Annotated in this window: 25 protein-coding genes, 1 tRNA gene and 2 pseudogenes; 13 read left to right on the top strand and 15 right to left on the bottom strand. The window is 59.7% G+C overall.

The window, feature by feature from the left end; all coding sequences use genetic code 11:
* Positions 1-284, top strand: a pseudogene (locus HNR55_RS16715) (hypothetical protein); the annotation flags it as partial.
* 4 nt (positions 285-288) lie between these two features.
* Here the strand turns inward: HNR55_RS16715 and HNR55_RS07920 are convergent.
* The 3 genes and pseudogenes from HNR55_RS07920 to HNR55_RS07915 form a co-directional block, all read right to left on the bottom strand.
* Entirely contained in the window at positions 289-1,644 is a 1,356-nt protein-coding gene (locus tag HNR55_RS07920) for a site-specific integrase (protein WP_166112741.1), read from the bottom strand.
* 9 nt (positions 1,645-1,653) lie between these two features.
* Positions 1,654-1,809 (bottom strand): annotated as a pseudogene (locus tag HNR55_RS17275) (DUF6538 domain-containing protein); the annotation flags it as partial.
* Between the two features lie 248 nt (positions 1,810-2,057).
* Positions 2,058-2,873, bottom strand: a complete 816-nt coding sequence (locus HNR55_RS07915) for a DNA adenine methylase (RefSeq protein WP_166112744.1) — start codon at positions 2,871-2,873, stop codon at positions 2,058-2,060.
* 74 nt (positions 2,874-2,947) lie between these two features.
* On the opposite strand from HNR55_RS07915, the gene HNR55_RS07910 reads away from it, so the two are divergent.
* On the top strand, positions 2,948-3,331 hold the full coding sequence (locus tag HNR55_RS07910; RefSeq protein WP_165924880.1) for a LexA family protein: 384 nt from the start codon (positions 2,948-2,950) through the stop codon (positions 3,329-3,331).
* Positions 3,331-4,593: a Y-family DNA polymerase gene (locus HNR55_RS07905; protein ID WP_242005465.1), complete on the top strand. Its 1,263-nt coding sequence runs from the start codon at positions 3,331-3,333 to the stop codon at positions 4,591-4,593. The genes HNR55_RS07910 and HNR55_RS07905 overlap by 1 nt, the downstream gene beginning before the upstream one ends.
* Before the next feature lie 98 nt (positions 4,594-4,691).
* Here HNR55_RS07905 and HNR55_RS07900 read toward each other — a convergent pair whose 3' ends face one another.
* On the bottom strand, positions 4,692-5,063 hold the full coding sequence (locus tag HNR55_RS07900) for a DUF2513 domain-containing protein (RefSeq protein WP_242005466.1): 372 nt from the start codon (positions 5,061-5,063) through the stop codon (positions 4,692-4,694).
* Positions 5,064-5,351: 288 nt separating this feature from the next.
* Here HNR55_RS07900 and HNR55_RS07895 point away from each other — a divergent pair.
* Positions 5,352-5,425: transfer RNA gene (locus tag HNR55_RS07895), tRNA-Met, on the top strand.
* Here the strand turns inward: HNR55_RS07895 and HNR55_RS07890 are convergent.
* The 5 genes from HNR55_RS07890 to HNR55_RS17270 all read right to left on the bottom strand — a co-directional run bounded on the left by HNR55_RS07890 (position 5,385) and on the right by HNR55_RS17270 (position 8,688).
* Positions 5,385-7,073, bottom strand: coding sequence for a recombinase family protein (locus tag HNR55_RS07890; protein WP_166113255.1), 1,689 nt, complete (start codon positions 7,071-7,073; stop codon positions 5,385-5,387). The two genes, HNR55_RS07895 and HNR55_RS07890, sit on opposite strands and share 41 nt — an antisense overlap.
* Before the next feature lie 35 nt (positions 7,074-7,108).
* Positions 7,109-7,453 carry a type II toxin-antitoxin system RelE family toxin gene (locus tag HNR55_RS07885; RefSeq protein WP_006559873.1) on the bottom strand — a complete coding sequence of 115 codons (345 nt, stop codon included), beginning with the start codon at positions 7,451-7,453 and terminating at the stop codon, positions 7,109-7,111.
* Entirely contained in the window at positions 7,446-7,709 is a 264-nt protein-coding gene (locus tag HNR55_RS07880) for a type II toxin-antitoxin system RelB/DinJ family antitoxin (RefSeq protein ID WP_010511780.1), read from the bottom strand. The genes HNR55_RS07885 and HNR55_RS07880 overlap by 8 nt, the downstream gene beginning before the upstream one ends.
* Before the next feature lie 108 nt (positions 7,710-7,817).
* Positions 7,818-8,066 carry a hypothetical protein gene (locus HNR55_RS07875; protein ID WP_010511782.1) on the bottom strand — a complete coding sequence of 83 codons (249 nt, stop codon included), beginning with the start codon at positions 8,064-8,066 and terminating at the stop codon, positions 7,818-7,820.
* 520 nt (positions 8,067-8,586) lie between these two features.
* Positions 8,587-8,688 (bottom strand): YXWGXW repeat-containing protein, encoded by a 102-nt coding sequence (locus tag HNR55_RS17270; protein WP_124296136.1) that lies wholly within the window; start codon positions 8,686-8,688, stop codon positions 8,587-8,589.
* Between the two features lie 160 nt (positions 8,689-8,848).
* Here HNR55_RS17270 and HNR55_RS07865 point away from each other — a divergent pair, with 160 nt between their 5' ends.
* Positions 8,849-9,130, top strand: coding sequence for a hypothetical protein (locus HNR55_RS07865; RefSeq protein ID WP_102324446.1), 282 nt, complete (start codon positions 8,849-8,851; stop codon positions 9,128-9,130).
* 35 nt (positions 9,131-9,165) lie between these two features.
* Positions 9,166-9,648 (top strand): Hsp20 family protein, encoded by a 483-nt coding sequence (locus HNR55_RS07860; RefSeq protein WP_166112753.1) that lies wholly within the window; start codon positions 9,166-9,168, stop codon positions 9,646-9,648.
* A 465-nt stretch (positions 9,649-10,113) separates the two neighbouring features.
* Here HNR55_RS07860 and HNR55_RS07855 read toward each other — a convergent pair whose 3' ends face one another.
* The 5 genes from HNR55_RS07855 to HNR55_RS07835 form a co-directional block, all read right to left on the bottom strand.
* Positions 10,114-10,671 (bottom strand): phosphate-starvation-inducible PsiE family protein, encoded by a 558-nt coding sequence (locus HNR55_RS07855; protein WP_166112756.1) that lies wholly within the window; start codon positions 10,669-10,671, stop codon positions 10,114-10,116.
* 67 nt (positions 10,672-10,738) lie between these two features.
* Positions 10,739-11,116 carry a hypothetical protein gene (locus HNR55_RS07850; protein WP_166112759.1) on the bottom strand — a complete coding sequence of 126 codons (378 nt, stop codon included), beginning with the start codon at positions 11,114-11,116 and terminating at the stop codon, positions 10,739-10,741.
* Positions 11,113-11,463, bottom strand: a complete 351-nt coding sequence (locus HNR55_RS16930) for a hypothetical protein (RefSeq protein WP_228518517.1) — start codon at positions 11,461-11,463, stop codon at positions 11,113-11,115. The genes HNR55_RS07850 and HNR55_RS16930 overlap by 4 nt, the downstream gene beginning before the upstream one ends.
* Positions 11,464-11,820: 357 nt before the next feature.
* The gene (locus HNR55_RS07840; RefSeq protein ID WP_166112764.1) at positions 11,821-12,090 is read right to left on the bottom strand and encodes a helix-turn-helix domain-containing protein; all 270 of its coding nucleotides are present in this window, start codon (positions 12,088-12,090) and stop codon (positions 11,821-11,823) included.
* 399 nt (positions 12,091-12,489) lie between these two features.
* Positions 12,490-13,062 carry a hypothetical protein gene (locus HNR55_RS07835; protein WP_166112767.1) on the bottom strand — a complete coding sequence of 191 codons (573 nt, stop codon included), beginning with the start codon at positions 13,060-13,062 and terminating at the stop codon, positions 12,490-12,492.
* Between the two features lie 82 nt (positions 13,063-13,144).
* Here HNR55_RS07835 and HNR55_RS07830 point away from each other — a divergent pair, with 82 nt between their 5' ends.
* From HNR55_RS07830 to HNR55_RS07820, 3 genes are all read left to right on the top strand, one after another.
* Positions 13,145-13,627: a DUF2840 domain-containing protein gene (locus HNR55_RS07830; protein ID WP_166112770.1), complete on the top strand. Its 483-nt coding sequence runs from the start codon at positions 13,145-13,147 to the stop codon at positions 13,625-13,627.
* Between the two features lie 1,009 nt (positions 13,628-14,636).
* Positions 14,637-16,427 (top strand): DUF3363 domain-containing protein, encoded by a 1,791-nt coding sequence (locus HNR55_RS07825; RefSeq protein ID WP_264813786.1) that lies wholly within the window; start codon positions 14,637-14,639, stop codon positions 16,425-16,427.
* 151 nt (positions 16,428-16,578) lie between these two features.
* On the top strand, positions 16,579-17,013 hold the full coding sequence (locus HNR55_RS07820; protein ID WP_166112776.1) for a ribbon-helix-helix domain-containing protein: 435 nt from the start codon (positions 16,579-16,581) through the stop codon (positions 17,011-17,013).
* A gap of 145 nt (positions 17,014-17,158) precedes the next feature.
* On the opposite strand, the gene HNR55_RS07815 is transcribed toward HNR55_RS07820, so the two are convergent.
* Entirely contained in the window at positions 17,159-17,854 is a 696-nt protein-coding gene (locus HNR55_RS07815) for a VIT1/CCC1 transporter family protein (RefSeq protein ID WP_166112779.1), read from the bottom strand.
* Positions 17,855-18,050: 196 nt separating this feature from the next.
* On the opposite strand from HNR55_RS07815, the gene HNR55_RS07810 reads away from it, so the two are divergent.
* The 4 genes from HNR55_RS07810 (at position 18,051) to HNR55_RS07795 (ending at position 24,378) form a co-directional block, all read left to right on the top strand.
* Positions 18,051-18,620: a cytochrome b gene (locus HNR55_RS07810; protein ID WP_166112782.1), complete on the top strand. Its 570-nt coding sequence runs from the start codon at positions 18,051-18,053 to the stop codon at positions 18,618-18,620.
* A gap of 73 nt (positions 18,621-18,693) precedes the next feature.
* Positions 18,694-19,833, top strand: coding sequence for an efflux RND transporter periplasmic adaptor subunit (locus HNR55_RS07805; protein ID WP_166112785.1), 1,140 nt, complete (start codon positions 18,694-18,696; stop codon positions 19,831-19,833).
* The gene (locus tag HNR55_RS07800; protein ID WP_166112788.1) at positions 19,826-22,924 is read left to right on the top strand and encodes an efflux RND transporter permease subunit; all 3,099 of its coding nucleotides are present in this window, start codon (positions 19,826-19,828) and stop codon (positions 22,922-22,924) included. The genes HNR55_RS07805 and HNR55_RS07800 overlap by 8 nt, the downstream gene beginning before the upstream one ends.
* Positions 22,921-24,378: an efflux transporter outer membrane subunit gene (locus HNR55_RS07795; RefSeq protein WP_166112791.1), complete on the top strand. Its 1,458-nt coding sequence runs from the start codon at positions 22,921-22,923 to the stop codon at positions 24,376-24,378. Before HNR55_RS07800 ends, HNR55_RS07795 begins: the two co-directional genes overlap by 4 nt.
* Positions 24,379-24,527 lie beyond the last annotated feature (149 nt).

The raw sequence follows: 24,527 nt of genomic DNA, 5'->3' as shown, positions 1-24,527 counted from the left end.
CCCGTCGCCCACATCCTCAGATGGTCTGTCTTTCGACGAAAACATCAAGCCAGCGCTATCCGCTCTCACTCACAACACAAAATGCAACTGTAGTGCTAGGCAGACCCAAAGCCAGTTCTGCAAAGGTGCAACATGCTCTTGACCTTTTAGCATCAGGAAAAAGCTACAGACATGCGTCTTCCATTGCTGGTGTGTCTTTAGCCACATTGGTCAGACGTGTTCAGACCATGCAACAGAAAAACCAGTTTACACGCCAGACCAGTATTTTTGAGACACTGAAGTAACCTGCTACCAGAGGAATGTTCCGTTCCGGTCAGCCAGATGGTCAAGGAAGACAGGGTATTTCACCTTGTCCATAAACAGTTTAGCTTCTTCATATGAGAGGTTGGAACCATAGCCAGACCCTACCTCTCCCGTTTCATGCCCAAAAATTCGATTTACAATTTCCGGATGTAAGCCAGACGTGCGGAGAACCTGCCGGAAGGTATGTCTGAAGGAATACAAGACCAACGCTTTATCAGTATATCCTACCTGCCGGAGATAACGATTCCCACGTTTGGACCACGCATCCACTGAAATGACACCAGTGGGGCTTTCCACAAGACTCCGGCCTTTGGCTTGCTGTCTTTTAGCCCATTCCAGAAACCCGACCTGTTGCAGTTGGGGGAGGACTGGAATCAGACGGGGGCTGTTCTGGGTCTTGGTGCCAGACTTCCGCAAATCGATGCAGGGAATATCTTTCAGGTAATAGAGGTCAGACGATGCGTAAGCAATTTCAGCATCTCGCGCACCTGTCAGGGCCATAATCATCATAAACCAGAAATCATGATCCCTGTGTCTATAATTCCCTGGTGAAGCTCGCATGGTCGAAGACTTGCTTCCAAGGAACAGAGGCGTGTTGAAGAATCGCTTCAATTCATCAGAGGTGAAAGCCCTGCGAATATCCTCCTGACGTAGCTGTTTTTCCTCCAGGGTTCTTCCTCGACCTTTGACATCAGCAAAGCCCCTGTCCGCAACATACCCACAGGACACAGCCCAAGCCATAAAGGTGCGGATTTCTGACATCTGACGTTCAATGGTTTTCGTCTTGCGAACCTGTCCATCCCGACCCGGAGTGTCGCGCAGATGGTCTGCATAGCGTTTCACGTCAGCCTTGGTCATATCCCGCATGGGTTTGCGACCAATGACAGCAAGCACCTGCTTCATCGTGGTGTTATAGGCTGAGATGGTTTTTCTGCTGTAGCCGGGATGGTCACGAAAAAATTCTTCAACAAGGTCCGGCCATGGTGTCATGGAATAGGTGTCTGATTCTGCTGTTTCCTCAGTCACAGAAGCAACAGGAGCAGGACTTGCCACACCACCAAGTTTGATGGCTCTTTCCAGCCCTTCGGTAACACCTTTGCTGTGTGCTTCCTGCCATGCGTCAGTCAGGATTGTCAGGTGTTCCAGATGCTCCCTGTCTTTGCGAACATCATGTTCCAGCAGGCCAATGCGGGCTTTCATCCACTCAGCAACAGCCTTGATGTCATTTTCCGGTAGCTGGCTGATTTCCTCCTGATGACGTGTCAGGAAGTCTTTCAGGTCAGAAGCCGTAATCTGTTCATCTCTGTAGGCTGTAATGGCTTGAGCGAGCTTCTGACTCATGTCGTTCCAGATATTTGACAGTGTAGCGACCAGAGCTACAGCCCTGTTTCTGGCTGTCATTCTATCATGGGTTTTCAGAGTCCGGACAAAATGTTGCCCAAGGACAGGTCTGAGGTCAGCAGGAACCCTCAACCGGAGATACCAGTTTTGGTGTCTTCGAAGCATGTAGGGAGTAGCCAAAATCTTTGTCGCCTCTGTAACACATGACTGTATCACACAGCGGGAAGACAAAAATTTTGTGCTGTAAAATCAACCACTTAAGTGGCGTGGCGGAGAGAGAGGAATCTATAATATTGGCATAATATATTGGTAAATAACGATTTTCTTATTTTATATGGTCTAAATTACCCGCTTTCATACCCACATAAAAACCCCCTAAAATCCGCAGAATTCCGGGCCTAAACAGCAATCTGTCATTTTGTAATAATCACCTCTCCGCGCTTGCCCCTGCCCTTCTCTGCTCGACTGATCGAATAGTTTACCTCAACCGATTCTATATGGAACGCAGAGAATATCTCCCGCACTTCTGGCCTATCGTTCAATGACAGCACAAAACGCCCCTTGATCTGGGACAACTGCTCCGCCATCGCCACAAACTCGCTCCTGGTAAACGGCGCATTATAGTCCTTCTCGTTCCCATAATAGGGCGGGTCCAGATAGAACAGCGTATCCGGGCGGTCATACCGAGCAATTATATCTGCATATGGCAGGCACTCGACCACCACGCGACTTAACCTCTGGTGGGCCTCATCCAGTATCTGCCCCAGCTTATGCACATCAAAGCGAGCCGGATTGATGGCCACTCCGAATGCCCCGTTGACCTTCCCGCCAAACGCTAAGCGCTGGAGGTAAAGAAAGCGGGCCGCTTTGTGCAGGTCTGTCAGCATGATGGGATCGCTCTTTCGCAGGCGTTCAAAGTCTTCCCTGCTGGTGATCTGCCACCGCAACACATCCATCAGCGGTACATAATGCCACTTCAATACCCGGAACAGATTGGCCACATCCCCATTCAGGTCATTGATTACCTCGCAGGGCGACACAAAATTCCGGCGGAAAAATACACCACCCATCCCTACAAATGGCTCGACATAAGCCCGGTGCGGTATGCTCCTGAGCAATGGAACAATCTTTTTGGCCAGCAGCTTTTTGCCGCCCAGGTATGGGGCTACGGGCGAGACAGGCGTGCAATCTCTCAGATCGCTCTCATTCCCACAGAAATTCTCATCCATACCTTTTGCCCTCCAATAATCTTGACTCTCATGCCTCATATGTTCTCTATACGTTCTCAATGGAGGGTACAAGCATGAGCGCACGCTATGCGGGAGATCGTACGACCGGTTTTGCCAGCCCGGCAGCAGATGCTGTTGAAGGGCCGATAGACCTTTCCCAGATTCTGGACCTCAAAAACCCCAGCCGCTACCCGGTGCGCGTACGTGGCGCGACCTTTGCAGGGCGCGGTATTCTGGATGGGGATATTCTGATAGCCGATACCGCGGGCTCTCCGCAGGCAGGCCAACTGGTCATTGCCTGGGCAGCCGGGCGCGTGCTGCTGGCGGAGTTGCAGAAGCGCGACAAGACATGGTGGCTGTTATCGGGTGATGACACGCATCCACCACTTCAGGTTGATCCTGCGCGTGATGTGGAAATCTGGGCCAACGTCACCAGTGTGGTGCGCGAGAAAGCCTGATGCTGTACGGACTAATCGACTGCAACAGCTTTTACTGCTCCTGCCAGCGGGCCTTTGACCCGGACCTGAAGCATCGCCCCGTTGTCGTCCTGTCCAACAATGATGGCTGCGCCATTGCCCGCACTGCAGAAGCCAAGCAGCTCGGTATCAAAATGGGGGAGGCGTGGCATCTGGTCCGCCATGAACGAAAGCTCTCGGACGTGCGCTGGTTCTCCAGCAACTACCCGCTCTATGCAGATATGAGCCGTAGGGTCTATCAGGTTCTGCTGGATTACAGTCCAAGGGTAGAGCCGTATTCCATTGATGAGATGTTTCTTGATCTGTCCGGCTTCTCAAACACACTACATGCCCATTGTGGGGCTATGCGCCAGGCTGTTCAGCAGATTACCAAGGTTCCAACCTGCGTGGGCTGGGGGCCAACCAAAACCATCGCCAAGCTGGCCAACGGACTGGCCAAGGACAGGCCGGAGCTGGAAGGACTGTGCGACCTGACAGACCCACAGACGCGCCAAAGATTTTACCGCAACGTCTCCGTGGGGGAGGTCTGGGGCGTGGGCCGAAGGCTACTCCCGAAGCTGCATTATGCCGGTATCCGCACCATAGAGCAGTTTGTGGAGGCCAAGCCCGCGCATATCCGCAAGATCATGGCCGTCACCGGCTTACGGTTGCAGGCCGAATTGCAGGGAGAAAGCTGCATTCAGATTTCGGAAATAGCAGAGGCCCGCAAAGGCATGGCCTGCACCCGTTCCTTTGGCCGCCCCATTACCACCTATGAAGAGATGCACGAGGCCATAACCGGCTTTGCCACCAGAGCGGCGGAGAAGCTTAGGGCAGAAGGTCTGGATGCAGCCCATATCGCCGTGTTCATCCAGACCAACCGGCACAAGCGGGATGATGGCTGGTACGCCAACCAGTTCAGCATTAGTTGCGAGCCGACCAACGACACCTTTACCATCTGCAGGCATGCGTCCCGCCTGCTGAAACAGATATGGCTCAAAGGGTACCGCTACGCCAAAGCTGGCGTCATGCTGAATGATCTGGCCCCACACGGACAGCAAAGTACCCTGTTCAGCATGGCTAGCGCAAAACCAGATCACGAGACCCTGCTGGCCGCCATGGACGGGATCAACCAGAAGTTTGGTAGCGGCACACTCTTCCCACTCTCGGCAGGGATCAAACGGGATTGGAAACCACGACAGGCCATGCTCTCGGCGCGTTACACCACAAGACTGGAAGAAATCATGGAGGCCCAGACATGGTGAAATGTCTGCTATCGCCTCTCTCCAGACATGGAAGCGGTTGTCACAGTTACCCGTAAGCCGACACGCCCTAAACAGTTACTTACCGGCCGCATAACCTTTCAGCCTATATCCAATCCTGTAAGAGACTTTATTCTGTTTTTGAGAACTGCCTTTGCAACGGCCGCGAGGATATCGTAGGAGGCGCTACCGGCTTTTTCTTTCGTTTTTTTCCAGATGCTATCGTCCCGAATGGTATCCAGAAACTCCTGCCCTTTCCACGACAGGGATCGGAACGTGACTGCCGTCATCGATCCGCTTCCAACATGCTCTAAAAAACCAGCTTCTTCAATTTTGGTGAGATGGAAGTAAATCTCATCAGATGTTCGACCTTCGACGGCGATCTCTTCAGAGTTTCCAGCGATAAGGAGAACATCGTGAGGCCCCTTCTCAATGCCTTCCAGCTTCAGAAGTAATTGGCGAACCAAATCCATATCGCGTCTCATTTTTGCCCCTCTGTTGACGCTCCGTATTTGATGATCCTGACATTCCTTTGGCAGTGAGACAATAATTAAAAATATCTGACTTCCATATGTACTGGCACGGATATGGAACGTGATAATTCCCCTTGTACAACACCCCAAACCTGTACTATCCCTAACCGGGCTACGGCGGCGTGGATGGACACGCGGGAACTTACCGGCTCAGCCTGTTTCGGCGGCCAAGGAAAGCTCTCCCTTCGCAGAGAAAGCCGGTATCAAGTCCGGCCCGTAGCAACATGACGTAGGGTGGAGCAGTACGGTAGCTCGCTTGGCTCATAACCAAGAGGCCGCAGGTTCAAATCCTGCCCCCGCAATACCCGATACCGACACTCCCGAAGCCTTGGCTGCGGGAGTGTTCGTGTTTTTGGACCCTGCGTCGCGTGAGGCGGCGAACTCCAGCAGAGTGCCAAGCTCGCCATGGAGCGTGGCGTGCATCTCGCCCCGACCTTTGCCGGGATGGAGCACGATCTTCTCGATCAGCGCGCGGATGGCCTCGGACGCTTCCTGCCGGTCCTCGGGATGGTTCAGGGTTTCCGCCAGCCGCTCGACCTTGTGTTTGAAGATTCCGGCGACGTTGGGATGGATATCGGGCACGTCTTGGGGCTGGGCGGCAAGCAGGGCGACCAGTTCATCCTCGCGGGCTTCCATCTCGCGCATCCGCTCGACCATGCCGCGCGTATAGCCGCCATCCTCGATCACCTGGAGCATCTGTTTCAGCCCCTTGCGCAGTTTGGCCAGTTCCGCCTGCCTCCCCGCTGTGCTGGCGCGGCGCTCATGGTTGGCGCGGTTCGTTTCCTCGACATAGGCGCGCATGGCCTCCGCTGCCGCTTCGGGTGTCATCAGCCGGTCCTTGAGACCCGACAGCACGCGGTCTTCCAGTTCCGGGCGGCGGATGGTGGTCCTGTTGGTGCAGGAACGGTTGTCCATGTGGGTGGAGCAGGCGAAGCGGTCGCCACCCCGGATCGAGCAGGGGCCGCCGCACACGCCACAGAACACCAGGCCGGAGAGCAGGGATTTCGGGCGACGCTGGCCATTCAGCTTGTTGATCGACGCCCGGATACCGGCGCTGATGTTCACGCTCTTCTCCGCGATCAGCGCCTGCCGGGCACGGACGGCCTGCCAGAGATCATCATCCATGATCCGTAGGTCCGGCACCTCGGTGACGATCCACTCCGATTGCGGATTGAGTCGGGACACGCGCTTGCCGGTCTGCGGGTCTTTCAGGTAGCGCAGGCGATTCCAGACGAGGCGTCCGATATACAGCTCGTTGTTGAGGATGCCGGTGCCGCGCAGGGCGTTGCCGCGCAGGGTGGTGTTGTTCCACTTACCGCCCGCAGGACTGGCGATGCCTTCGTCATTCAGGCGGCTGGCGATGGACAGCGGGCTGCGCCCGGTGGCGAACTCACGGAAGATGCGGCGGACGATCTCCGCTTGCACCGGGTCGATCTCGCGATCACCCCGGATCAACTCCCCTCGCGTGTCCATCTGATGCACGACACGATAGCCGTAGCAGATCCCGCCGCCGGACTTGCCCGCCTCGACCCGGCCGCGCAGGCCGCGATGGGTCTTCATCGCCAGGTCCTTGAGGAACAGGGCATTCATCGTCCCTTTGAGTCCGACGTGAAGCTCGCTGATTTCCCCCTCGGCCAGGGTGACGATGGTGACGCTCGCAAACTGGAGACGCTTGAACAGGGTGGCGACATCGGCCTGGTCGCGGGACACGCGATCGAGGGCTTCAGCGAGCACGATGTCGAACTGCCCGGCCTGGGCGTCGCGGAGCAGGGTCTGGATGCCGGGACGCAGGATCATGCTGGCCCCGGAGATGGCCGCGTCGCGATAGTAATCGACCACCTGCCAGCCCTCGCGCGCGGCGCGCTCTTCACAGAGGCGGAACTGGTCCTCGATAGAAGCCGCCCGCTGGTTGTCCGAGGAATAGCGAGCATAGAGTGCGACACGGGTCATGGCGGCTTTTCCCCACAGGTGGTTTTTCGTAAGCTTTACCTTTTGCGACTTTTGCCGCTGGGCTGTTTTATCCGGTCGGCTGGCGTCTCCGGGATGCGCCCGGTTGCCGTCGTGTAGATTTCGCTGTCCTCACGGCGTCCGACCGCGATGACAAAAATGACGATCCGCTGTTCCACGACCTGATAGACGAGGCGGTAGCCGTCCTGGCGCAGTTTGATCTTGTAGAATCCCGCGAGATCGCCATGCAGTTCGTTACCGGGAGAATGCGGGTTCAGAACCAGTTTTTCGAGCTTTTTCTCGAACTTCCTGCGAATGCTGCCGTCAAGCCCGTCCCATTCCCGAAGTGCGCGATCATCGAATTCGATCGCGTATTCAGTCATCCGGATGGCGGGCCTTGAGTTCCGCCAGCGTCATGCGGTGGCGGGGGGCGGGATCGGCGAGGCGTTCTCGGACGATTTCGATCAGCCTTGCATCTTCGTCGGTCACAAGCCGCCGCTTGACCGGTGGCTGGCCGGTCTCGGCGATATAGGCCAGGGTATCGCGCAGGACGTCGGAGAGAGACAGGCCGTGCGCGGAGAGTTTGGCGACAGCGGCGGATTTGAGGGCGTCATCGACACGGAACGTCACGGCGGACATGGCTTCCTCCTGATTGCATGACAAACGTAATACATTTGTACGAATGGAGGAAGCGCAAAAGTGGGTGATACCGGCCTCCCTGAAATGGTCCCATGGATAGGACGGGCATCATTCATCCGGTTCCTCCCGACTTGCCGTACTGCGGCCCGACGGATCGTTGTCGTTGGCGGTGTCAATCTCACCCAGCCGCCGTTCGAATTCCTCGCGGGCGATCTGGCGTCCCAACATCCTGGCGAGGATGAATACCAGTTCGTCCATCCGCGCTTTCATCGCCGGATCGGATGAGGTTCCCGATGGGTTGTTATCATTGGCCGGCGCGATCGGCCCAGTCGTCGCCGTGCGATCCTTGTCCGTCATCGTCCTGCCCTTTCCGTCTGGAGAGAACCAGATCATGGGGCATAAAAAACGAATACTTCAAGGCGAGCACATTGTACTTTTGAGGTGGGACAATAGTACTGGTGTCGGCAATTGTCGGCGTGTGCGTACTCTGGCGTATCCGGGCGTAATCCGGCGGACGACAAAAGCAGAACATTCGGTGATATGATGAATAACTATTAATTATTCTGAGGGTTTTGTGAATGAGGTGAGGCGTCAGAAGCACGGAATCGTCAGTTGAGCGCCGCGTAATTCACGGCGTTGCTACACCTGCTTTTACCATCGGGCCGGATCGTGACGGGGCAGGTAAGCCCCTTGGTTTTTCTGCCCCAAAACGCCGCCTGGAGACCAGGTGAGCCGAGCGCCGTGCTGGGCGTGGCCCAACTTGCACGCGATGTGGTCGCTCGCGTTGGTAGAGGTTCCCCTCCGTTACGCGAGGCTCTTTATCACGGAAAGCATGCAAGAGTTCAACGGGTCTTCGCGGCATCATAGACGGCAGAGTTCACCAGCGCCGCCACCAGCCTCTCCGCCAGATGTAGCCGCGCGGAGTCCAGAACCAGCGGCCCGGCTCCCAGACATAGCCTCGGCGTGGCAATGGCACCATTTCGTAGGGTGGCACCGGTGGTGGGGGGCGAATGATCGTGAGGGGAGGCGGTGCAATCACGACAGGCGGAGGTGGCGGCGCGACCACGACTGGTGGTGGAACGACAACTGGAGGTCCAGCATAAATCCACGGCCTGGCCTCCGCCGGAGCGGTACTCAGCATGGTCGCGGCGAAAGCCGCGGCCCGCAACTTCCATCTGACGCTATCAGGCATTCTCCTGGTCCACTCTGAACACGCGATGATGCTTTATAGCACGATGCTCGTGAAACGGGCATGGGTCCGTCTCACTCGCGAAGACGCGCAGGCAATGAAAACGCGAACGATAGAGGACGCCCAAACCAGCCTTTCTGCATTTTTGATGCCTCTTGACACCATGCACGGAGTTCCCAGATTGAATTTGCCGGCCGCCGAAGGGGTCGGCAGACAGAACTATCAGTTTTGATCTTGTGTCCATGTTGCTCAAAGGAGGATATGGCTATGAGAGCCACCGTTGATTTTGCTCCCCTGTTCCGTTCGAGCGTGGGTTTTGACAGAATGCTCAATGCCCTTGATCTCGCCAGCCGGATTCCGACGGTCGATAACTGGCCGCCTTACGATATCGTCAAGACCGGTGAGGATGATTACCGGATCGACATGGCGGTTGCCGGACTTGCCGAGGCCGACCTTACGATCACACAGGAGCGCAATACTCTTGTCGTGACAGGACGAAAGGCGCCGGAGCCGCAAAGCGCCGCCGAATATCTCCATCGGGGTATTGCGGGCAGAGAATTCGAACGCCGCTTCGATCTGGCCGAGCATATGAAAGTCACCGATGCGCACTTCGAGAACGGACTTCTGTCCATTACTCTGAAACGTGAGATACCCGAAGCGATGAAGCCGCGTCGTATCGCGATTACGTCCTCTACAGCACGTGCGGAGGAAGCCGTGCCCCAGATTGAGGCGCGGAAAGAGGCAGCCTGATGGCGTGACGAAAACTCTCCCCCGACCATTCATCCGGCCGGGGGAGAATCTCGAAAGGTCATGAGCATGAAGAGGATGAAAATATCTCTGTCGTGCGCTGCTCTGAGCTTGTCTCTACTGAGCCAGTCGGGCGCACATGCTGGTGATGTTGTCCGGACGACTGCAACATCGTTCGATGCAAGGGCGACTGAGGGAACGTCCACAATCCCCAAAACCGGGGCTCGCACTCATTACGAAGACGGCACAGGTGATATGCTGGTCGACAGCTTGAACGCAAGCCAGTTGGATCAGAACTACAAGGGGCCGGTCTACTCTCCCGGACAACCCATTCCGCCTTTCCGGCCCATCGACACAGATCATCTGGCACCGTCAGGGCCAGAGACGGCGAAGAAGACGTCCTCATCGCACGAGACATAGTGGGGATTGAGTAAAGGCGGCGTTATAGACCGCCTTTACTTCGATCCTTCAGGATGAAGACCGTTCAGGCTCACAGCGGGCCGCAGGATTATCTTCGAGATGCGCCTGTTCCCTGGCATCGCGCGCGACACGCGCATCCTGGTCGCGGACCAGCCAGTAGACGGCACCCAGCGCCAGAACAGCCGCCGAGAGAGCGAACAGTTCCATGGCAGTCACATCATGCAGATCCAGCAGGATGAATTTGCGGGCAATCGCCAGGAGGGCGATCAGGACGATGGTCCGTACTCGGATGACGTTCTCATGCTGGGCAAGAACGACCAGCAGGGAGTGTTTGAATTCAAGGGAGATGATAACAGTAAAGATCGCGCCAAAAATCGCCTGGAAGATCGTCTGGTTGATCGGATCGATTCCGACATCGACGACCAGATGCCATACCGCGCCGATGAGATGAATCGTCGCGATGGCGGTGACCAGCATGATGAGCGCAATCAGGGTCAGAATGATCGCCTGTTCAAAACGCTCGTAGAATGTCAGGCCCCTGAACAGCTTGATGAAGTGGGACCAGTCCCTGCTCTGCCAGGAACGTTTCATGGAGAGGTCTTCCATAGCCGTTTTCCCATCTATGAATTGAGTTATAGTTCCTACGTCGTGGCCCTTCCGGCGCACATCCGGTTCAAAGCCGCTGCCAGCGTGGCAGGCGACAGGACAATGTTCTGGCATGGTCTCGCACGCCTTTTGGCAAGGCTAATGTCAGCTGGTTTTCGAGGTCTCCCAACGACATACCCAGGGTCTTAGCCATGTGCGTGCGGTCAGCGACAGGCAGGAGTTTTCGGACCACGGCGACGGTCGTCACTTCCGGATAAGACGCGGTTCTCCAGCGAGAAATCCGATCATAAATCCGGTGGTCAGCCGCCCGACGCATGAGGCCGTCATATCCCTGGTTTTTTTCCTGGTCGCCGAGATAGTCGGCCAGCAGGACCGCCAGTTCTGTGTCGATCTGAACGGTCGGAAGCGACATAATTCTGTTCGGCCTGTCCGCGCGAAGAGTCATGATGCAGTCCTCAGGCCGGCCCGCGTGTCGCCCGATATCAGAGCCGTCGCATCCAGAGGGCTGACGCTCAAGCCCGAAACAGTGGCGGTGACGTCGACATGCACGGACCCGAACAGATGCAGGAGGGCGGCCTGAGGCGTATAGGCGCCCTTGACGGCTGCCGAGGTCCGGCCGTCCATAAGGATCGGGTCGACAAGGACCGGGCACCCGGTCTGCCGGCCCAATATCTCGATGGCGCGGGCCAGTGGCATGGATGGAATGTTCACCGGCTGCTTTTCTGTCTCGCACGACAGCACATCATGCGGCGCATGAGCCGATGCCTGCGAGGCCATTCCGACCAGCAGCATGAGGACGAGACCGACAGCGACGTGTGGTCTCTCCCTCTGCCGAAGGCGCAGAGGTTGCTTGGCCGTCTGTTCCGCTTGCTCAGTGTCTCCCTCGGAGTGCGACCAAACTGGCCGAATTGTCCCCCGTGAACGGGGCACGGGAGGATGGTTATTCCAATAGTCCTGAAGCGCCTTCAGGTTGAGAAAATGGATAAAACTCGACATCTCCCTGTTCTCTCTGCTTTCGACCTCACCTTCAGAGACGCGGGGCTCCGATGGAAGGCCCCGCTCCACCCTCTCATTCGTGCGGTCGTTCCAGAAAAGACGGCGTTTCCGCTCGGAGAAGGCGTTGCTGATCTACCCGGCGCGGTCAGTGCCTTACGCCGCGACCGGAACTGGCGGTGCGGCTCTTGCCCGCATGGGGAGACGGAACGCGAGATCAGAAGCCAGGGGATCACACCCGGCAGGGGCGACCGCGCCAGCCTGGACCAGGCGTTCCAGCGTGGAGCGAAGTCTGATCCCCGGTATACCGGTATGAGCCACCAGAGACGTCAGCGTCACGCCACGTCCGTCATGACCGAGGCGGCGGAGCACGGAGAGGGCACGCGGAGCGAGCGGATCGTCTCCGAAAAGGGGGCGCGTTACCATGATACGCCTCCCTCCAGTCGGTTGCGCCATCTCCGGGCGGCTGTGCGCAGGGAGCGGCGATAGCGGGAATAAAGTCCTTTCAGCGTCGACATCCACATCCTCCGATTAAAGCAACATGGACTTCAGTTGTCTGGCTCACAGAGCCTATGCCGGACCCGATGGCGTCCAGCGAAAGCAAGATTGGAAGAGATGCCTGCTTCGTCAAGAGGGCACGAAATGCAGATTTTTTTCATGAATAAGTTTATTATTTTTATTTGTATTTATTTTCTGTGGCGGTGTTGCAGACAGAAATTACATGGGTTTTGTTGATTTTCGTTAACCGTCATAGCGATGATCGCAGAAAATCAATATATTTTCCTTCTATGATGGTGGCTCGGGGTTTTCCGGCCACCACCTGTCTTAGAGAGCGCTTCCAGCGTATCCGTTTGTCGGGACTTCCGTCCGCGTCTCGACGGCGGGCGTCAGAGCCGTGGAACCAGTCTTTTGACCTCCGGGATTGTCAACTGCCATCGACGCGGGGAGCGCGGCACAGGACTTGCTTCCGGTGCGTGACACATGAACGATTGGCGCCGCCTGACCGTTTGATGTGATCGTGATTGTCTGCGTACAGGCGGTGGGTCCACCGGTGCTGACCGCCTCGAAACGCTGCCAGGACATGCTCTGTTTCGGGAGGTCATGACCAACAGCCGGAACGGCGCGCAGGACGCCGTCCAGCCGCGAGCCCAATGTCCGATCGACCGCCTCCATGAGAGCCATATTGCGTGCCATCATGCGATCAACGGCCTCGAACATGTCGATATCAGGCATTGCCGCTGTCGTCGCGATGCCCTGGACCGGGACCAGGATACCGACCTGGTGTCCCCGTGGATCAACGACGCGCAACGTATCCTGAGCCTGCGCAGGCAGGGCAGCCGCGCCGCAGGCCAGTGTAGCAACAAAGGTGCCGGCCTGAATCATACGAGAAAAATGCATTTTGGAATCCTCCGTGTCTGTTAAGCAGTGTCGGACGACGCGGAAAATATGGAGCGCCAAGCATTAGCCCGCAAGGAGTTAAATGGTGATATCTAGAGACCTTCCGGTGCTGCTCACGACGGTCGAACTGACGTGGATCGAGAAGAAGGTCGAACGCTGGCTGCGCTTCGGGCGACCGGTCGCGGACACGATCCTCGACCGTCAGCGGCGCGTGCTCAGTTTCGCCCCCGGCAGCGTGTTCGCCTTCGTTCGCTGGGCCGCCAACGAGTATGGCACGGTTGAATCGCACATTGACATCGTGCGCACGGTCGGCTCCGGCGAAGACTACCAGACCGTCCCGTACGTGCAGCAGGGTGGCGAGGTATTGCTGCACCAGAGTTCATGGCCGCGCGTCCAGCGTGTGCTGGAAGCGATCGACGCGGTCGAGGCGCAGGACATCGACCCGACAGAGGTCAGTCCCGACTACTGGCGGCATGTGCACCATCGGCTTGAGGCACGGCAGCAGCCCGATCCCTATACCAAAGCACGGCATCGGGCATGGCTGCGTCGTCGCGCGTTGCATTGAGTGTGCCTCCCGCGTCTGGCTTACCGACGTTTGCCCGTGCCTTTCCCTTCTCTTTCCGGTCAGCTTTTCCATCCTCCTGTCGCGTTCGTTTTGCGCCGCGAGCGGAAGGCACCGGCTGCGCCGCCGCGTCTCTTTCGGGTCGCCTTTGGTGCTGCTTTGGACGCCATTGCGGCGCACAATCCGACGTTTAGTGACACGAGTTTTCCCGCATCCGAAACAGTATTCGCATGCGGCGGACGGACGGCCCGGATGCACGACAAACGCACGCTGACGGATGATGCATCGTCGCCGGGAGCGTCATCCGTTCGACGGTCCCCCGTCATGTGCAGATGTCGATTCCGATCACGTCCGACGCATGGTTTCGACGTTCCGTTCGCGTGGTGGTGGGAGGCAATCTGTGGCAGGTTTTGCCAGTCCCCTCGGTCAGGCAGGAAGTGGCCATCAGATTCGGAAAAGTCTAATTCAGAGGACGAAAAGAGGAAAAAACGTGAGGGCAAGATTAAAGGACATGGCACTCCTGCCGGTCCAGCCCTGCGGTTTTCTCTGTCTGCACATGGGGTTAGGGAAAGTTTAAGTGGCACTCTGGATTTTAGACGTCTGAGTCGTCATTTTTAAGGAGGGAGGGTTTACCGCCGTTTCTGACGGCACTGTTCCCCGAAAAGCCCGTTTTCCGCGAGGTCTGGCCATGGCGCAGGATGACGACACCGCGTTCCGCCCCAGAGTTGGACGCCTCCGCTCGAAGGGCGGCTTGGCGCGTGGTCACGCGGACTTTTTGACCGGCATTCGCACACAGGTTCGGCGGCAATCCCTGTCCCCCGGAAAGAGGGGAGGCAGCGGGTCGGGCGGCGGCAGTGGCCGCCGCTTTTCTTCTGACTCTGTTGCGTCTTCGCGTGCGGGGAGCGCGTCGCGTTCCGGTTCCACCCGTGGCGTGGGTCGCGGGCGGGGCGCGTCCTTCGTCCGTGCACGCGGGATCACCGGCTGGCGGCATCAGGTGTCCGGTGCCCGGCGTGTGACCGTGAAGGCGCGTGTGGTGCGTCAGGCCGGGAAGGGAGGGGGAGCTGCTGCCCACCTGCGTTACGTCCAGCGTGACGGCACGTCCCGTGACGGCGAGCGTGGTGTCCTCTACAACGCGGAGACTGACCGCGCCGATGCAAGAGCCTTCCTCGAACGCGGCGCGGAGGACCGGCATCAGTTCCGCTTCATCGTCTCGCCGGAAGACGCCGACCGGCTGGAGGATCTGACGGACTTCACCCGCGACCTGATGACGCGGATGGAAGCCGACCTCGGCACACGGCTCGACTGGGTGGCGGTGAATCATTTCAACACCGCGCATCCTCATGTCCATGTCGTGATCAACGGTCGCGATGACCAGGGCAAAGACCTCGTCATCGATGGCGGCTATATCACCCATGGCCTCCGCGAACGCGCCTCCGAATTCGTGACGCTGGACCTCGGTCCCGTGTCCGAGATCGAACAGCGCCAAAAGCTGGAAACCGAGATCGACCGCGACCGCTTCACCCGCATCGACCGTGCCCTGCTGGATCCGATGAAGGACGGTACCCTCGACATGCGCCCCGGTATCGAAACACCGACCTCTGATCTGGTGGACCGGCGGCTGCGCCTGTCGCGCCTCGCGAAGCTGGAACGCATGGGACTGGCCAGCCAGACGGAACCGGGCAGATGGACGCTCGACGACCGGCTGGAGGAGCGTCTGCGCAATCTCGGCGAGCGGGACGACATCACGAAGCAGATGCACCGCGCCCTGAAGGCGCGCGGCAAGGATACTGAGCACGCAAACCGAGACCCGGCGCATTTCCACTTCCATGGCGAGGTTCCAGACAAATCGGTCATCGGGCAACTGGTGGACAGGCACCTGACCGACGAACTCGGGGAGAAACTGTCGCTGGTGGTCGATGGCCTCGATGGGCGGGTGCATCATCTGCGCGGCTTCGACCCGGCTCAGGTGGAGGACGTTCCCGGTGGCGCGATCGTGGAAATCGCCGCTGCCTCGGTTCCCGACAAACCGCGCCCATCCGATCGGGCGATCCTCGCCCATACCGAGGGCGGGATCTATCGCCCTTCGGCCCACCTGGAACAGATGCAGCTCGACCGCTGGAGCCTCAAAGGCACGCCGGAAGACCTGATCAAGGGGCATGTCCGCCGTCTGGAAGCTCTGCGGCGGGCTGGGATCGTGGAGCGGCTGGAGGCCGACCGCTGGCGCATCCCGGAAGACTTCCAGCAACGCTCCATCGCCTATGACGCCGCCCGTGCCCCGAAGGCGACGGTGCGGCTGCTGTCCGCCTTCGACCTGGAAGCGCAGATCGGGTCCGATGGCGCGACCTGGCTCGACCGGCGTCTGGTGGCCGGAGCCAGGCGTGAGGGCGACCGGGTGGAGGCCGGGTTCGGGGGCGAGGTGGGTGACGCCCTGGCCAGACGGCAACAGGCCCTGATCGACCGTGGGGACGCCAGTCTCACCCCGGAGGGCATGGTCCGCTATCGCAAGAACCTGCTGGCGTCGCTGGAAGGGCGGGAAGTGGAACGGGTGGGACAGGCCATGGCCGGGAAGCGGGGGAAGCTGTGGCGTCCGCTTGATCGCTTCGAGACCATCCAGGGCACGATGAAAGGCCCGGTCGATCTGGCCAGCGGGCGGTTTGCGGTAATGGAGAGCGGGCATGAATTCTCGCTGGTGCCCTGGCGTCCGGAGATCGGGAAACAGCGCCAGAAGGAGATGACGATCTCCATGGACGAGCATGGTGGTATCTCCTGGGCACTGGGACGGGGCAGGGGACTTGGCTTGTAGCGGGATGCCCCACGAGTCGTTCCGGAGCGCCGACAAAAGCCGCCAATTTTACGCCAGGCTACGCCCCTGTACCATCCCGATCGAATAAGGGCTTGCGTCAGGGAATTTTCAGCTCACTCTGTCATCAAACCTCCAGACCAGGGGAACGGCGATGACCAGGCGGCAGCGGATGAATGTGTATTTCGAGCCGGGCCTGCTCAAGCAGGTCGAGGCGCTGGCCGAGCGCCGGAAGGTGTCGAAATCGGCGGTGATCGAGGCAGCGGTGCTGTCGCTGGTGTCCGGCGAAGACGATGAACGCCGGGATGCGGCGCTGTCCAAGCGTCTGGACCGGCTCGGGCGACGGATCGACGATGTGGATGAGGCCGTCGCTGTGCTGGGCGAGGCATTCGCGCTCTATACTCATGCCTGGATGATGCGCCAGCTTCCCATCCCGGCGAATGAGAACGAGGCCGCGAAGGATCGGGGGGCGAAGATGTATGCCCGGTTCAATGAGGTGCTGGTCCGGCGGCTGGTGAAGGGACAGCGGTTCCTCAATGAGCGGGTAAGGGATGTCGCTGGACGGAAGGAACCGGACACCGGGACATAGAGCAGCTATTACTCGATACCCTCGCACCAGCTTTGAGATGTGAACCTGCTGCATGTCGAACCGCAAATGGGGGTTGTGCCCCAGTCGCCCGATATCTCGGAGGCTATCAGTCGATGGTTACTGACCTAGTCGGGAGGCGAGGAAATTAGATGTGAAAAATCCGGCCTATTCCGGCCGTGATGATCATCGCTACGATTCCCCAGAAGGTCACCCGCAGCGCGGGTTTCAAAGGAGCAGCTCCGCCGGCAATGGCGCCGATGGCGCCCAGTACGGCCAGCATGATAACGGAGACGATGGACACGCCCCCGGCCACGTATGATGGCGGGGTAAGAACGGCTGTCACTACGGGGAATACCGCTCCGCAGGAAAACGCTGCAGCGGAGGCGAAGGCCGCCTGAACAGGCCTGGCCGCCGTTGCTTCGGACAGGCCAAGCTCGTCGCGGGCATGCGCACCGAGCGCATCATGTTTCATCAGTTCGACTGCCACCTGTCGGGCTAGTGTCGCGTCGAGACCTCTTTGCTGGTAAATTCCGGCCAGTTCCTTCACCTCGCCGTCCCAGTCATGGGCGAGTTCGTTCTTCTCGCGTGCAAGGTCGGCACGTTCGGAATCCGCCTGTGAACTGACCGAGACATATTCTCCAGCCGCCATGGACAGGGCACCGGCGACCAGCGCCGAAAGGCCGGCGATGAGGATGTTTCCCTGCGAGGCATGGGCACTGGCGACGCCGACGATGAGGCTACCCGTGGATAATGTGCCGTCATTGGCGCCGAGCACAGCCGCGCGCAGCCATCCGAGTTTCTCGGTGGCGTGGCGTTCCGTATGTGAGCGAAGTCGGGACATGGGGGCATCCATCGAAGGAGAACGTCTATACTTGAGTATGATCGAAATCCTCTCGGGGCAATCGGTATTTTCTTCGAACAATGCAAGTGAATATCATTGGCTTTTTTTCATATTTTTTATGCGTTGTCGTTCAGGCTGCAGTCAGGTAGTTCGCCTATAATTCAGTTTTCTAATTGCTACGGTAAGAGAAAAACGTATGAAACAGGCGAGTGCGCCGGACCAGACGCAACAGTTTCGTCACTATGACGCTCTCACGATGTTTCTGCACTGGGCGACGGCCTTGCTGGTCCTGTTCCAATTCGCGCTCGGCGAGACATGGGGCCTTCCCACCAAGCCCGTTCACCACCTCATGGTGGTCGCGCATCTTACGGCGGGGATCGTCCTGTCCGTGGTTGTTTTTGTGCGTCTTTATTGGCGTTTGACAGGCGGACGTCGGCTTGCGTTCCTGCTCTCTCCGCTGGATCGTCTCTGCGCAGTCGCCATGGAAAGCGTGCTCTATGGCCTGTTGGTGACGGAAGCCGGCCTCGGCTTCGCTTGGCGGTGGGGGGCGGGACAAAGCATGAGTTTTTTCGGTTTTCTGATCCCGCCTCCCTTCACCAGGTTTTCGTCCGGAACCCTGAAGTGGGTCGAAAACCTCCATTCCTGGAATGCATGGCTCATCATTGCCTTGGCGGTAGGTCACGCCGGCGCAGCGCTGTTTCATCAGTTCATTCTGAAGGATGGCGTGCTGTCACGGATGCTGCCGGAGCGATCGGTGAATCCATGATCAGAGGGGCCGATGTGCATTTTTTCAGTCGTCGTATCGCATATCATCTCACCTATTCCTGAATGAAGAACGCATGAAGCGCCGCCACTTTCGTCGCATCGACAAGCTGCTCTGGCTTTCCCTTGTCTCGATAATCGTCCTCGTCGCGGTTGGAGGTCCGGAAATATCCGAAGCGCAAGGCGTGCATCGTGAACAGAATGGGGATCTGGCTGTCGATGCCGCATCTCCGCTGATATCGCGTCTGCGGGTAGATACAGTCACCGTTCGGGCGCGCCCGCATGATATCGACGCACCAGGCGAAATCACGGCGGAGCCCTCGCGTAGTATCAACCTGTTGCCGCCGCTGACGGGACGGATCACGCAACTGGATGTCGCCCCCGGCGCACATGTCCGGGCGGGACAGGTGCTGGCCGTCATCATGTCCGGCGACATGGCGCAGGCCAGTGCGGACGAGGACAAGGCGCGCTCTGCTCTGGTGCAGGCCCGTGCGCAATATGACCGATCGCAGCATGTCGTCGGAGCCGGGGGCGGCGCGATGAAGGATCTGCAGGCCGCACGGGCTGCGTATGAACAGGCCCGGTCCGAACTGGAACGGGCCAGCGCGCGCCTGGCGGCCCTGGGCCGTGACGCGCCGGTGAAGGACGGTGCTCGTGAGGGGGCGCGGATGGCGCTCACCGCGCCGATCGACGGCGTGATCGACACGGTGTCGGTCGCGGCGGGTATGAACGTCACCGATCCCACTGCAGTCATGATGACCCTGGTGGATACGCGTGAATTATGGGTCGTTGCCGATCTGGCCGAAAATCAGGCCATGCTGGTCCGGGCCGGCATGGCCGTGCACGCAACGGTGCCGGTGCTTCCCGATTTGCGCCTGGCTGGCATCATCGATGGGCTGCGTCCATCCTTGCAGCCCGAAACAAGGCGGCGCAGCGCCTATTTCACGATCACCAACCCAGATGGCATGCTGACGCCGCATCTTTATACCCATGTCGCAATCGCTGTTCCCCGACCGCCGGACATCACGGTCCCGCAGACAGCGATCCTGATGAACAACGACGCGACCACTGTGTTCGTCGAGGTGCGGCCTCACGTTTTTCGTCGTCGGACAGTTGATGTGGTGCTCGATGACGGGACTGACTGCCGGGTAATTAGCGGTCTTGCTGCCGGTGATCGGATCGTGACCCAGGGTGCGGTGTTGCTGAACGATGATTGACCGGCTGATCGCGCTCTGCCTGCGGCAAAGACGTATCGTCTTTGCTGTCATGGCTATCCTTGCATGTTTTGGCGCGCTGGCTTGGCGAGACATCGCCGTCGAGGCATATCCAGACCTTGGTGCGATCACTGTCGTGGTCACGACCCAGGTGTCCGGTCTGGCGGCGGCCGAGGTCGAGCAACAGATTACGACACCGTTGGAACGCCAATTGGCGACCGTGCCCGGCCTGATGGATAGCCGCTCCAGCAGCACGTTCGGCCTGTCCCTGATTACGCTGATCTTCCGTGATGGGACGGACGTCTATTTCGCGCGGCAGCGCGTGACCGAGCAAATCGCGCAGACTAACCTGCCGACAGGGGTGACGCCGATGCTCGGCCCGGTCACGGGGCCGGCCGGCGAGATCTATCGCTACACGCTGCAATCGGACAGCCTGAACCTGATGCAGTTGTCCGATATCCAGAACTGGGTCGTCATTCCGGCGTTGATGCAGATCCCCGGTGTGGCCTCGGTCAGCAATTTCGGCGGCTTTACCAAGGAATATCAGCTCCTGCTCGATCCCGACGCGCTGAACCGGTACAATATCGGGATCAACGATGTCCTGAACGCCCTGAAGAACAACAATGTCAATGTCGGCGGCGACCGCGTCACACGGGGCGATCAGTCCTATATCGTGCGCGGTATCGACATGGTCCACACCCTGGACGACATGGGCGATATCGGCGTGACGCAGCATAATGGCAGCCCGGTTTCCATCCGCGATCTGGGCCAGATGCAGTTCGGGCATCAGGTTCGCCAGGGCATTCTGGGCATGGACGGCAATTCAGACACGCTGGAAGGCATCGTCGCGACCCTGACCGGACAGAACCCGTCGCAGGTGCTGGCGGCAGTCCACACGCGGGTCGATCGGCTCAATCAGCGGCTCGCGCGGCAGGGGGCGCGGATCGTGCCCTATATCGACCGCGACAATCTGGTCCATGCCACCACCGACAAGGTCGCCCATACGGTGCTGGAAGGCATGGGGCTGGTCTTCGTCGTTCTGGTACTGTTCCTGGGGAGCCCGCGCAGCGCGATTGTCGCCGCCGTCACCATCCCGCTGTCGCTGGCGACGCTGTTCGTGCTGATGACGGCGCTGCATATGCCTGCCAACCTGTTTTCGCTGGGCGCGATCGATTTCGGCGTGATCGTGGACGGTGCGATCGTGGTGGTCGAAGCCGTGCTGCGCCTGCGCGAGGAACATCCGGACAGGGTCCTGGCTCCGGGCGATGTCCTGGAAATCATGGACACCCTGGCGCGGGCGATCTTCTTTGCCACGCTGATCATCATCATCGCCTACGGCCCCCTGTTCGCCTTCGATGGCGCGTCGGGCAAGCTGTTCCGCCCCATGGCCTTCACCGTCAGTTTCGCACTGCTGGGGGCGCTGCTCTGCGCGATGACGTTGACGCCCTCGCTGGCGTTTCTGGCGCTGCGCAAGCCGCACCGCCTGTTCCGCAACCGTCCGCTGGAATGGTTGCATCATGCCTATCACCGGCTGCTGGCATACAGCCTGGACCGACCGCTGATGGCGTATGCCGGCGGACTCATCGCGTTCGGCCTGACGATCTGGCTCGGGGCCTCGGCGGGGCGGGAGTTCCTGCCCGATCTCGATGAGGGCGCGCTATGGATTCAGGTGCAGTTGCCCTCGGGCCTGTCGCTTGAGCGCGCGGGCGCGATGGCGGACGAGATCCGCGCCGCGATCCGCTCGTTCCCCGAAACCAGCTTTGCCGTCACCCAGCTTGGCCGCAGTGATTCCGGAACCGATCCCTGGACCCCTTCCCACATCGAGGTGCCGGTTGGCCTGCGTCCTTATGCCCAATGGCCGCATGGCGAGACCAAGGCCCAATTCGTCGTCCGCCTGCGCGCGCGTTTGGCCGCGATCCCCGGCATCAGCTTCGGCATCAGCCAGCCGATTGCCGACAATATGAATGACCTGGTCGGCGGTGCCCATTCGCCGCTGGTCCTGCGCATCTACGGTGACGATTTTCACGAACTGCGCCGGATCGGCAACCAGGTCGTTGATATCATGCGTCAGGTTCCGGGCACTGCCGCAGCCTCGATCTTCCAGGAACCGCCATCGCCGGAACTCGACGTGGAGGTGGACCGCAAGGAAGCCGCCCGCTATGGCCTGGCCGGCGCGGACATCCTGGCCGTGGTGCAGAACATGATCGGAGATGGACCGGTTTCGTCGGTCTATGTCGCCGACCGGGTCTATAACATGACCGTCCATATCCCGCGTGCGATCAACAGCAACCTCGATATCATCCGCCAGTTGCCGTTGAGCACCGCGTCGGGCGCGCGCGTGCCGCTGGGCGTCGTCGCCCATGTGTCCGTGCGTACTGGCGAGGGCACCATCGCGCACGAACGCAACCAGCGTCAGATCACGATCCGGCTCGATAACGGACAGCGGCCGCTGTCGCAATATCTGGCCGATGCCCAAAGCCGCATCGCGGCGCAGGTGCATTACGATCCGTCCGCCTACAGCCTGGAATGGGCCGGAACGTTCGAGCAGGCGCAGCGCGCCCAGGCGCGCCTGACCGTGGCGCTGGCGGTGATGTTCGCGGTCATGCTCGTGCTGCTGTTCTGCCAGTTCGGTCGGTTGCGCCAGGCGGCGCTGGTCCTGGCCGTGGTGCCAATGGCGACCCTGGGCGGGCTGATCGCGCTCCATGCGCGGGGCGAGACCCTGAACATTGCCACCGCCGTTGGCTTTATCGCCCTGTTCGGCGTCGCGATCCAGAACGGCATCATCATGGTGTCGAATTTCAATCGGCTCCGGGCCGAGGGTGAACCCCTGCGTGTGGCCGTCCTGGATGGCGCGGGGCAGCGCTTCCGGCCGGTGCTGATGACGGCGACGGTGGCCAGCGTCGGTATGCTGCCCGCAGCGCTGGCGACGGGGATCGGTACCGACGTCCAGCGCGGGCTGGCCACTGTGGTGGTGGGAGGGCTGGGCATCGCGACCATCCTGACCCTGTTCATCCTGCCCACCTATTATTTCGAACTGGAGTCCCGGATGGAGAGACGCCGGGCGCTCCCGGCTGGTTCGGGAAGTGGATCATGAGGCTGTTCCTGTCGATCCCGCGCCGCACCGCGACGGCGGTCGTGCTGGCGGCCCTTACAGGCTGTACCGTCGGTCCCGACTATCATCGCCCGGCATTGTCCGTGGACAATGCCTATACGCCTGATGGCACGATGCCAGCCCCGACCGCTGGGGCCATGCAATCCTTCCGGCCGGGACAGGATATCCCGGCGCAGTGGTGGGAATTGTTTCACTGTCCGGCGCTGAACGGGCTGGTGACGCACGCGATCGCCCATAGTCCCAACCTGGCCTCCGCGCATCAGGCCCTTCTGGCGGCACAGGAGGGCGTCGCGGCGCAGAAGGGCGCGCTATGGCCCAACATCAGCGGATTCTTCAATCCGACGCGTAACAAGATCTCGCAGGGTATGGGCGTTCAGGGCTTCAACAGTTACCTGTATAACCTGCATACATTGCAACTGAATATTTCCTACATGCCGGATGTATGGGGCGGCATCCGCAGGCAGATCGAGGCCAGCGACGCGCAACGTGCCCTGGCGCGCTTCCAGTTGGAAGCGGCCTACCTGTCGCTGACCAGCAACCTGGTGGCTGCGGCGATCCAGTACGCCGCGATCCGAGGGCAGATCGAGGCGACGGAAGGGACCATCGCCTCAGCCCGCGCGATTTTGGCCATTAATGAACAACAGGCGCGCTTCGGCGATATGGGTGAACGCGACGTGGCACCGCAGCGCCTGCTGCTGGCCCAGGCGGAACAGGCGCTGCCGCCCCTGCGTCAGCAACTGGCCGTCCAGCACGACCTGATCGCGGCCCTTGCCGGAGACGGGCCGGATGTGTCGGTGCCCGATTTCCGCCTGGCCGACTTCCATCTGCCAACCGACCTGCCGGTTTCCCTGCCGCTGCAATTGATCGACCAGCGCCCGGATATCCGCGCCGCCGAGGAAACGGTCCACGCCGCGAGCGCGCAGATCGGGGTCGCCGTCGCCGCCCGCCTGCCGGACCTCAACCTGGTTGCGACGCCCGGACTGGCGGTCAACCGCTTCAGCCAGTTTGCGACCCCCGGCTATGGTACCTGGACCCTGGCGGCCATGATCACGCAGCCGCTGTTCGACGGCTTTACGCTACTGCACCAGGAACGTGGCGCGCGTGCGACATACCAGAAGGCGGCGGAGGATTATCGCAGCACCATTGTCCTGGCGGTGCAGAATGTCTCGGACGCGCTCCATGCGATCCACAACGACGCGGATACGCTTGTCGCAAGCGTGAAGGCTGAGGATCAGGCGCGGCAGGCGCTGAATTTTGCGCGGACAGGGCAGCGATATGGGGATGAAAGCACATTGCTTGTCTTGATGGCCGAGCAGGGGGAAACGCAGGCGCGCATGACCATGGTTCAGGCCCAATCGGCCCAGTTGTCCGATACAGTGGGACTTTTCCAGGCCCTCGGTGGGGGATGGTGGAACAGAAAGCCAGCCACCCCCTGACGGCGGTGGTCGATCAAGGCGGCGGCTATCGTCGATACCTCCGCCCGGCGAGCCGCATTCACCGCTACCCCGATCATGATCGCCAGCAGATGCGCTAACGAATTGATGCAGGCGTTGCGGGTGCGGTTTCGTTTATGGTGGTAAGGTCA

The sequence above is a fragment of the Acetobacter lovaniensis genome (assembly GCF_014207635.1).
In the GTDB taxonomy this organism is placed as follows: domain Bacteria; phylum Pseudomonadota; class Alphaproteobacteria; order Acetobacterales; family Acetobacteraceae; genus Acetobacter; species Acetobacter lovaniensis.
Note: the sequence above shows the minus strand (reverse complement) of the source record. Positions and strands in the feature narration are given on the sequence as shown.

Bases quoted from the DNA above. Each gene is read 5' to 3' on its own strand.
- HNR55_RS07920 (WP_166112741.1), bottom strand. From the start codon at position 1,644: ATGAGTCAGAAGCTCGCTCAAGCCATTACAGCCTACAGAGATGAACAG.
- HNR55_RS07915 (WP_166112744.1), bottom strand. From the start codon at position 2,873: ATGGATGAGAATTTCTGTGGGAATGAGAGCGATCTGAGAGATTGCACG.
- HNR55_RS07910 (WP_165924880.1), top strand. From the start codon at position 2,948: ATGAGCGCACGCTATGCGGGAGATCGTACGACCGGTTTTGCCAGCCCG.
- HNR55_RS07905 (WP_242005465.1), top strand. From the start codon at position 3,331: ATGCTGTACGGACTAATCGACTGCAACAGCTTTTACTGCTCCTGCCAG.
- HNR55_RS07900 (WP_242005466.1), bottom strand. From the start codon at position 5,063: ATGGATTTGGTTCGCCAATTACTTCTGAAGCTGGAAGGCATTGAGAAG.
- HNR55_RS07890 (WP_166113255.1), bottom strand. From the start codon at position 7,073: ATGACCCGTGTCGCACTCTATGCTCGCTATTCCTCGGACAACCAGCGG.
- HNR55_RS07885 (WP_006559873.1), bottom strand. From the start codon at position 7,453: ATGACTGAATACGCGATCGAATTCGATGATCGCGCACTTCGGGAATGG.
- HNR55_RS07880 (WP_010511780.1), bottom strand. From the start codon at position 7,709: ATGTCCGCCGTGACGTTCCGTGTCGATGACGCCCTCAAATCCGCCGCT.
- HNR55_RS07875 (WP_010511782.1), bottom strand. From the start codon at position 8,066: ATGACGGACAAGGATCGCACGGCGACGACTGGGCCGATCGCGCCGGCC.
- HNR55_RS17270 (WP_124296136.1), bottom strand. From the start codon at position 8,688: ATGGTGCCATTGCCACGCCGAGGCTATGTCTGGGAGCCGGGCCGCTGG.
- HNR55_RS07865 (WP_102324446.1), top strand. From the start codon at position 8,849: ATGGTCGCGGCGAAAGCCGCGGCCCGCAACTTCCATCTGACGCTATCA.
- HNR55_RS07860 (WP_166112753.1), top strand. From the start codon at position 9,166: ATGAGAGCCACCGTTGATTTTGCTCCCCTGTTCCGTTCGAGCGTGGGT.
- HNR55_RS07855 (WP_166112756.1), bottom strand. From the start codon at position 10,671: ATGGAAGACCTCTCCATGAAACGTTCCTGGCAGAGCAGGGACTGGTCC.
- HNR55_RS07850 (WP_166112759.1), bottom strand. From the start codon at position 11,116: ATGACTCTTCGCGCGGACAGGCCGAACAGAATTATGTCGCTTCCGACC.
- HNR55_RS16930 (WP_228518517.1), bottom strand. From the start codon at position 11,463: ATGCTGCTGGTCGGAATGGCCTCGCAGGCATCGGCTCATGCGCCGCAT.
- HNR55_RS07840 (WP_166112764.1), bottom strand. From the start codon at position 12,090: ATGGTAACGCGCCCCCTTTTCGGAGACGATCCGCTCGCTCCGCGTGCC.
- HNR55_RS07835 (WP_166112767.1), bottom strand. From the start codon at position 13,062: ATGCATTTTTCTCGTATGATTCAGGCCGGCACCTTTGTTGCTACACTG.
- HNR55_RS07830 (WP_166112770.1), top strand. From the start codon at position 13,145: ATGGTGATATCTAGAGACCTTCCGGTGCTGCTCACGACGGTCGAACTG.
- HNR55_RS07820 (WP_166112776.1), top strand. From the start codon at position 16,579: ATGACCAGGCGGCAGCGGATGAATGTGTATTTCGAGCCGGGCCTGCTC.
- HNR55_RS07815 (WP_166112779.1), bottom strand. From the start codon at position 17,854: ATGTCCCGACTTCGCTCACATACGGAACGCCACGCCACCGAGAAACTC.
- HNR55_RS07810 (WP_166112782.1), top strand. From the start codon at position 18,051: ATGAAACAGGCGAGTGCGCCGGACCAGACGCAACAGTTTCGTCACTAT.
- HNR55_RS07805 (WP_166112785.1), top strand. From the start codon at position 18,694: ATGAAGCGCCGCCACTTTCGTCGCATCGACAAGCTGCTCTGGCTTTCC.
- HNR55_RS07800 (WP_166112788.1), top strand. From the start codon at position 19,826: ATGATTGACCGGCTGATCGCGCTCTGCCTGCGGCAAAGACGTATCGTC.
- HNR55_RS07795 (WP_166112791.1), top strand. From the start codon at position 22,921: ATGAGGCTGTTCCTGTCGATCCCGCGCCGCACCGCGACGGCGGTCGTG.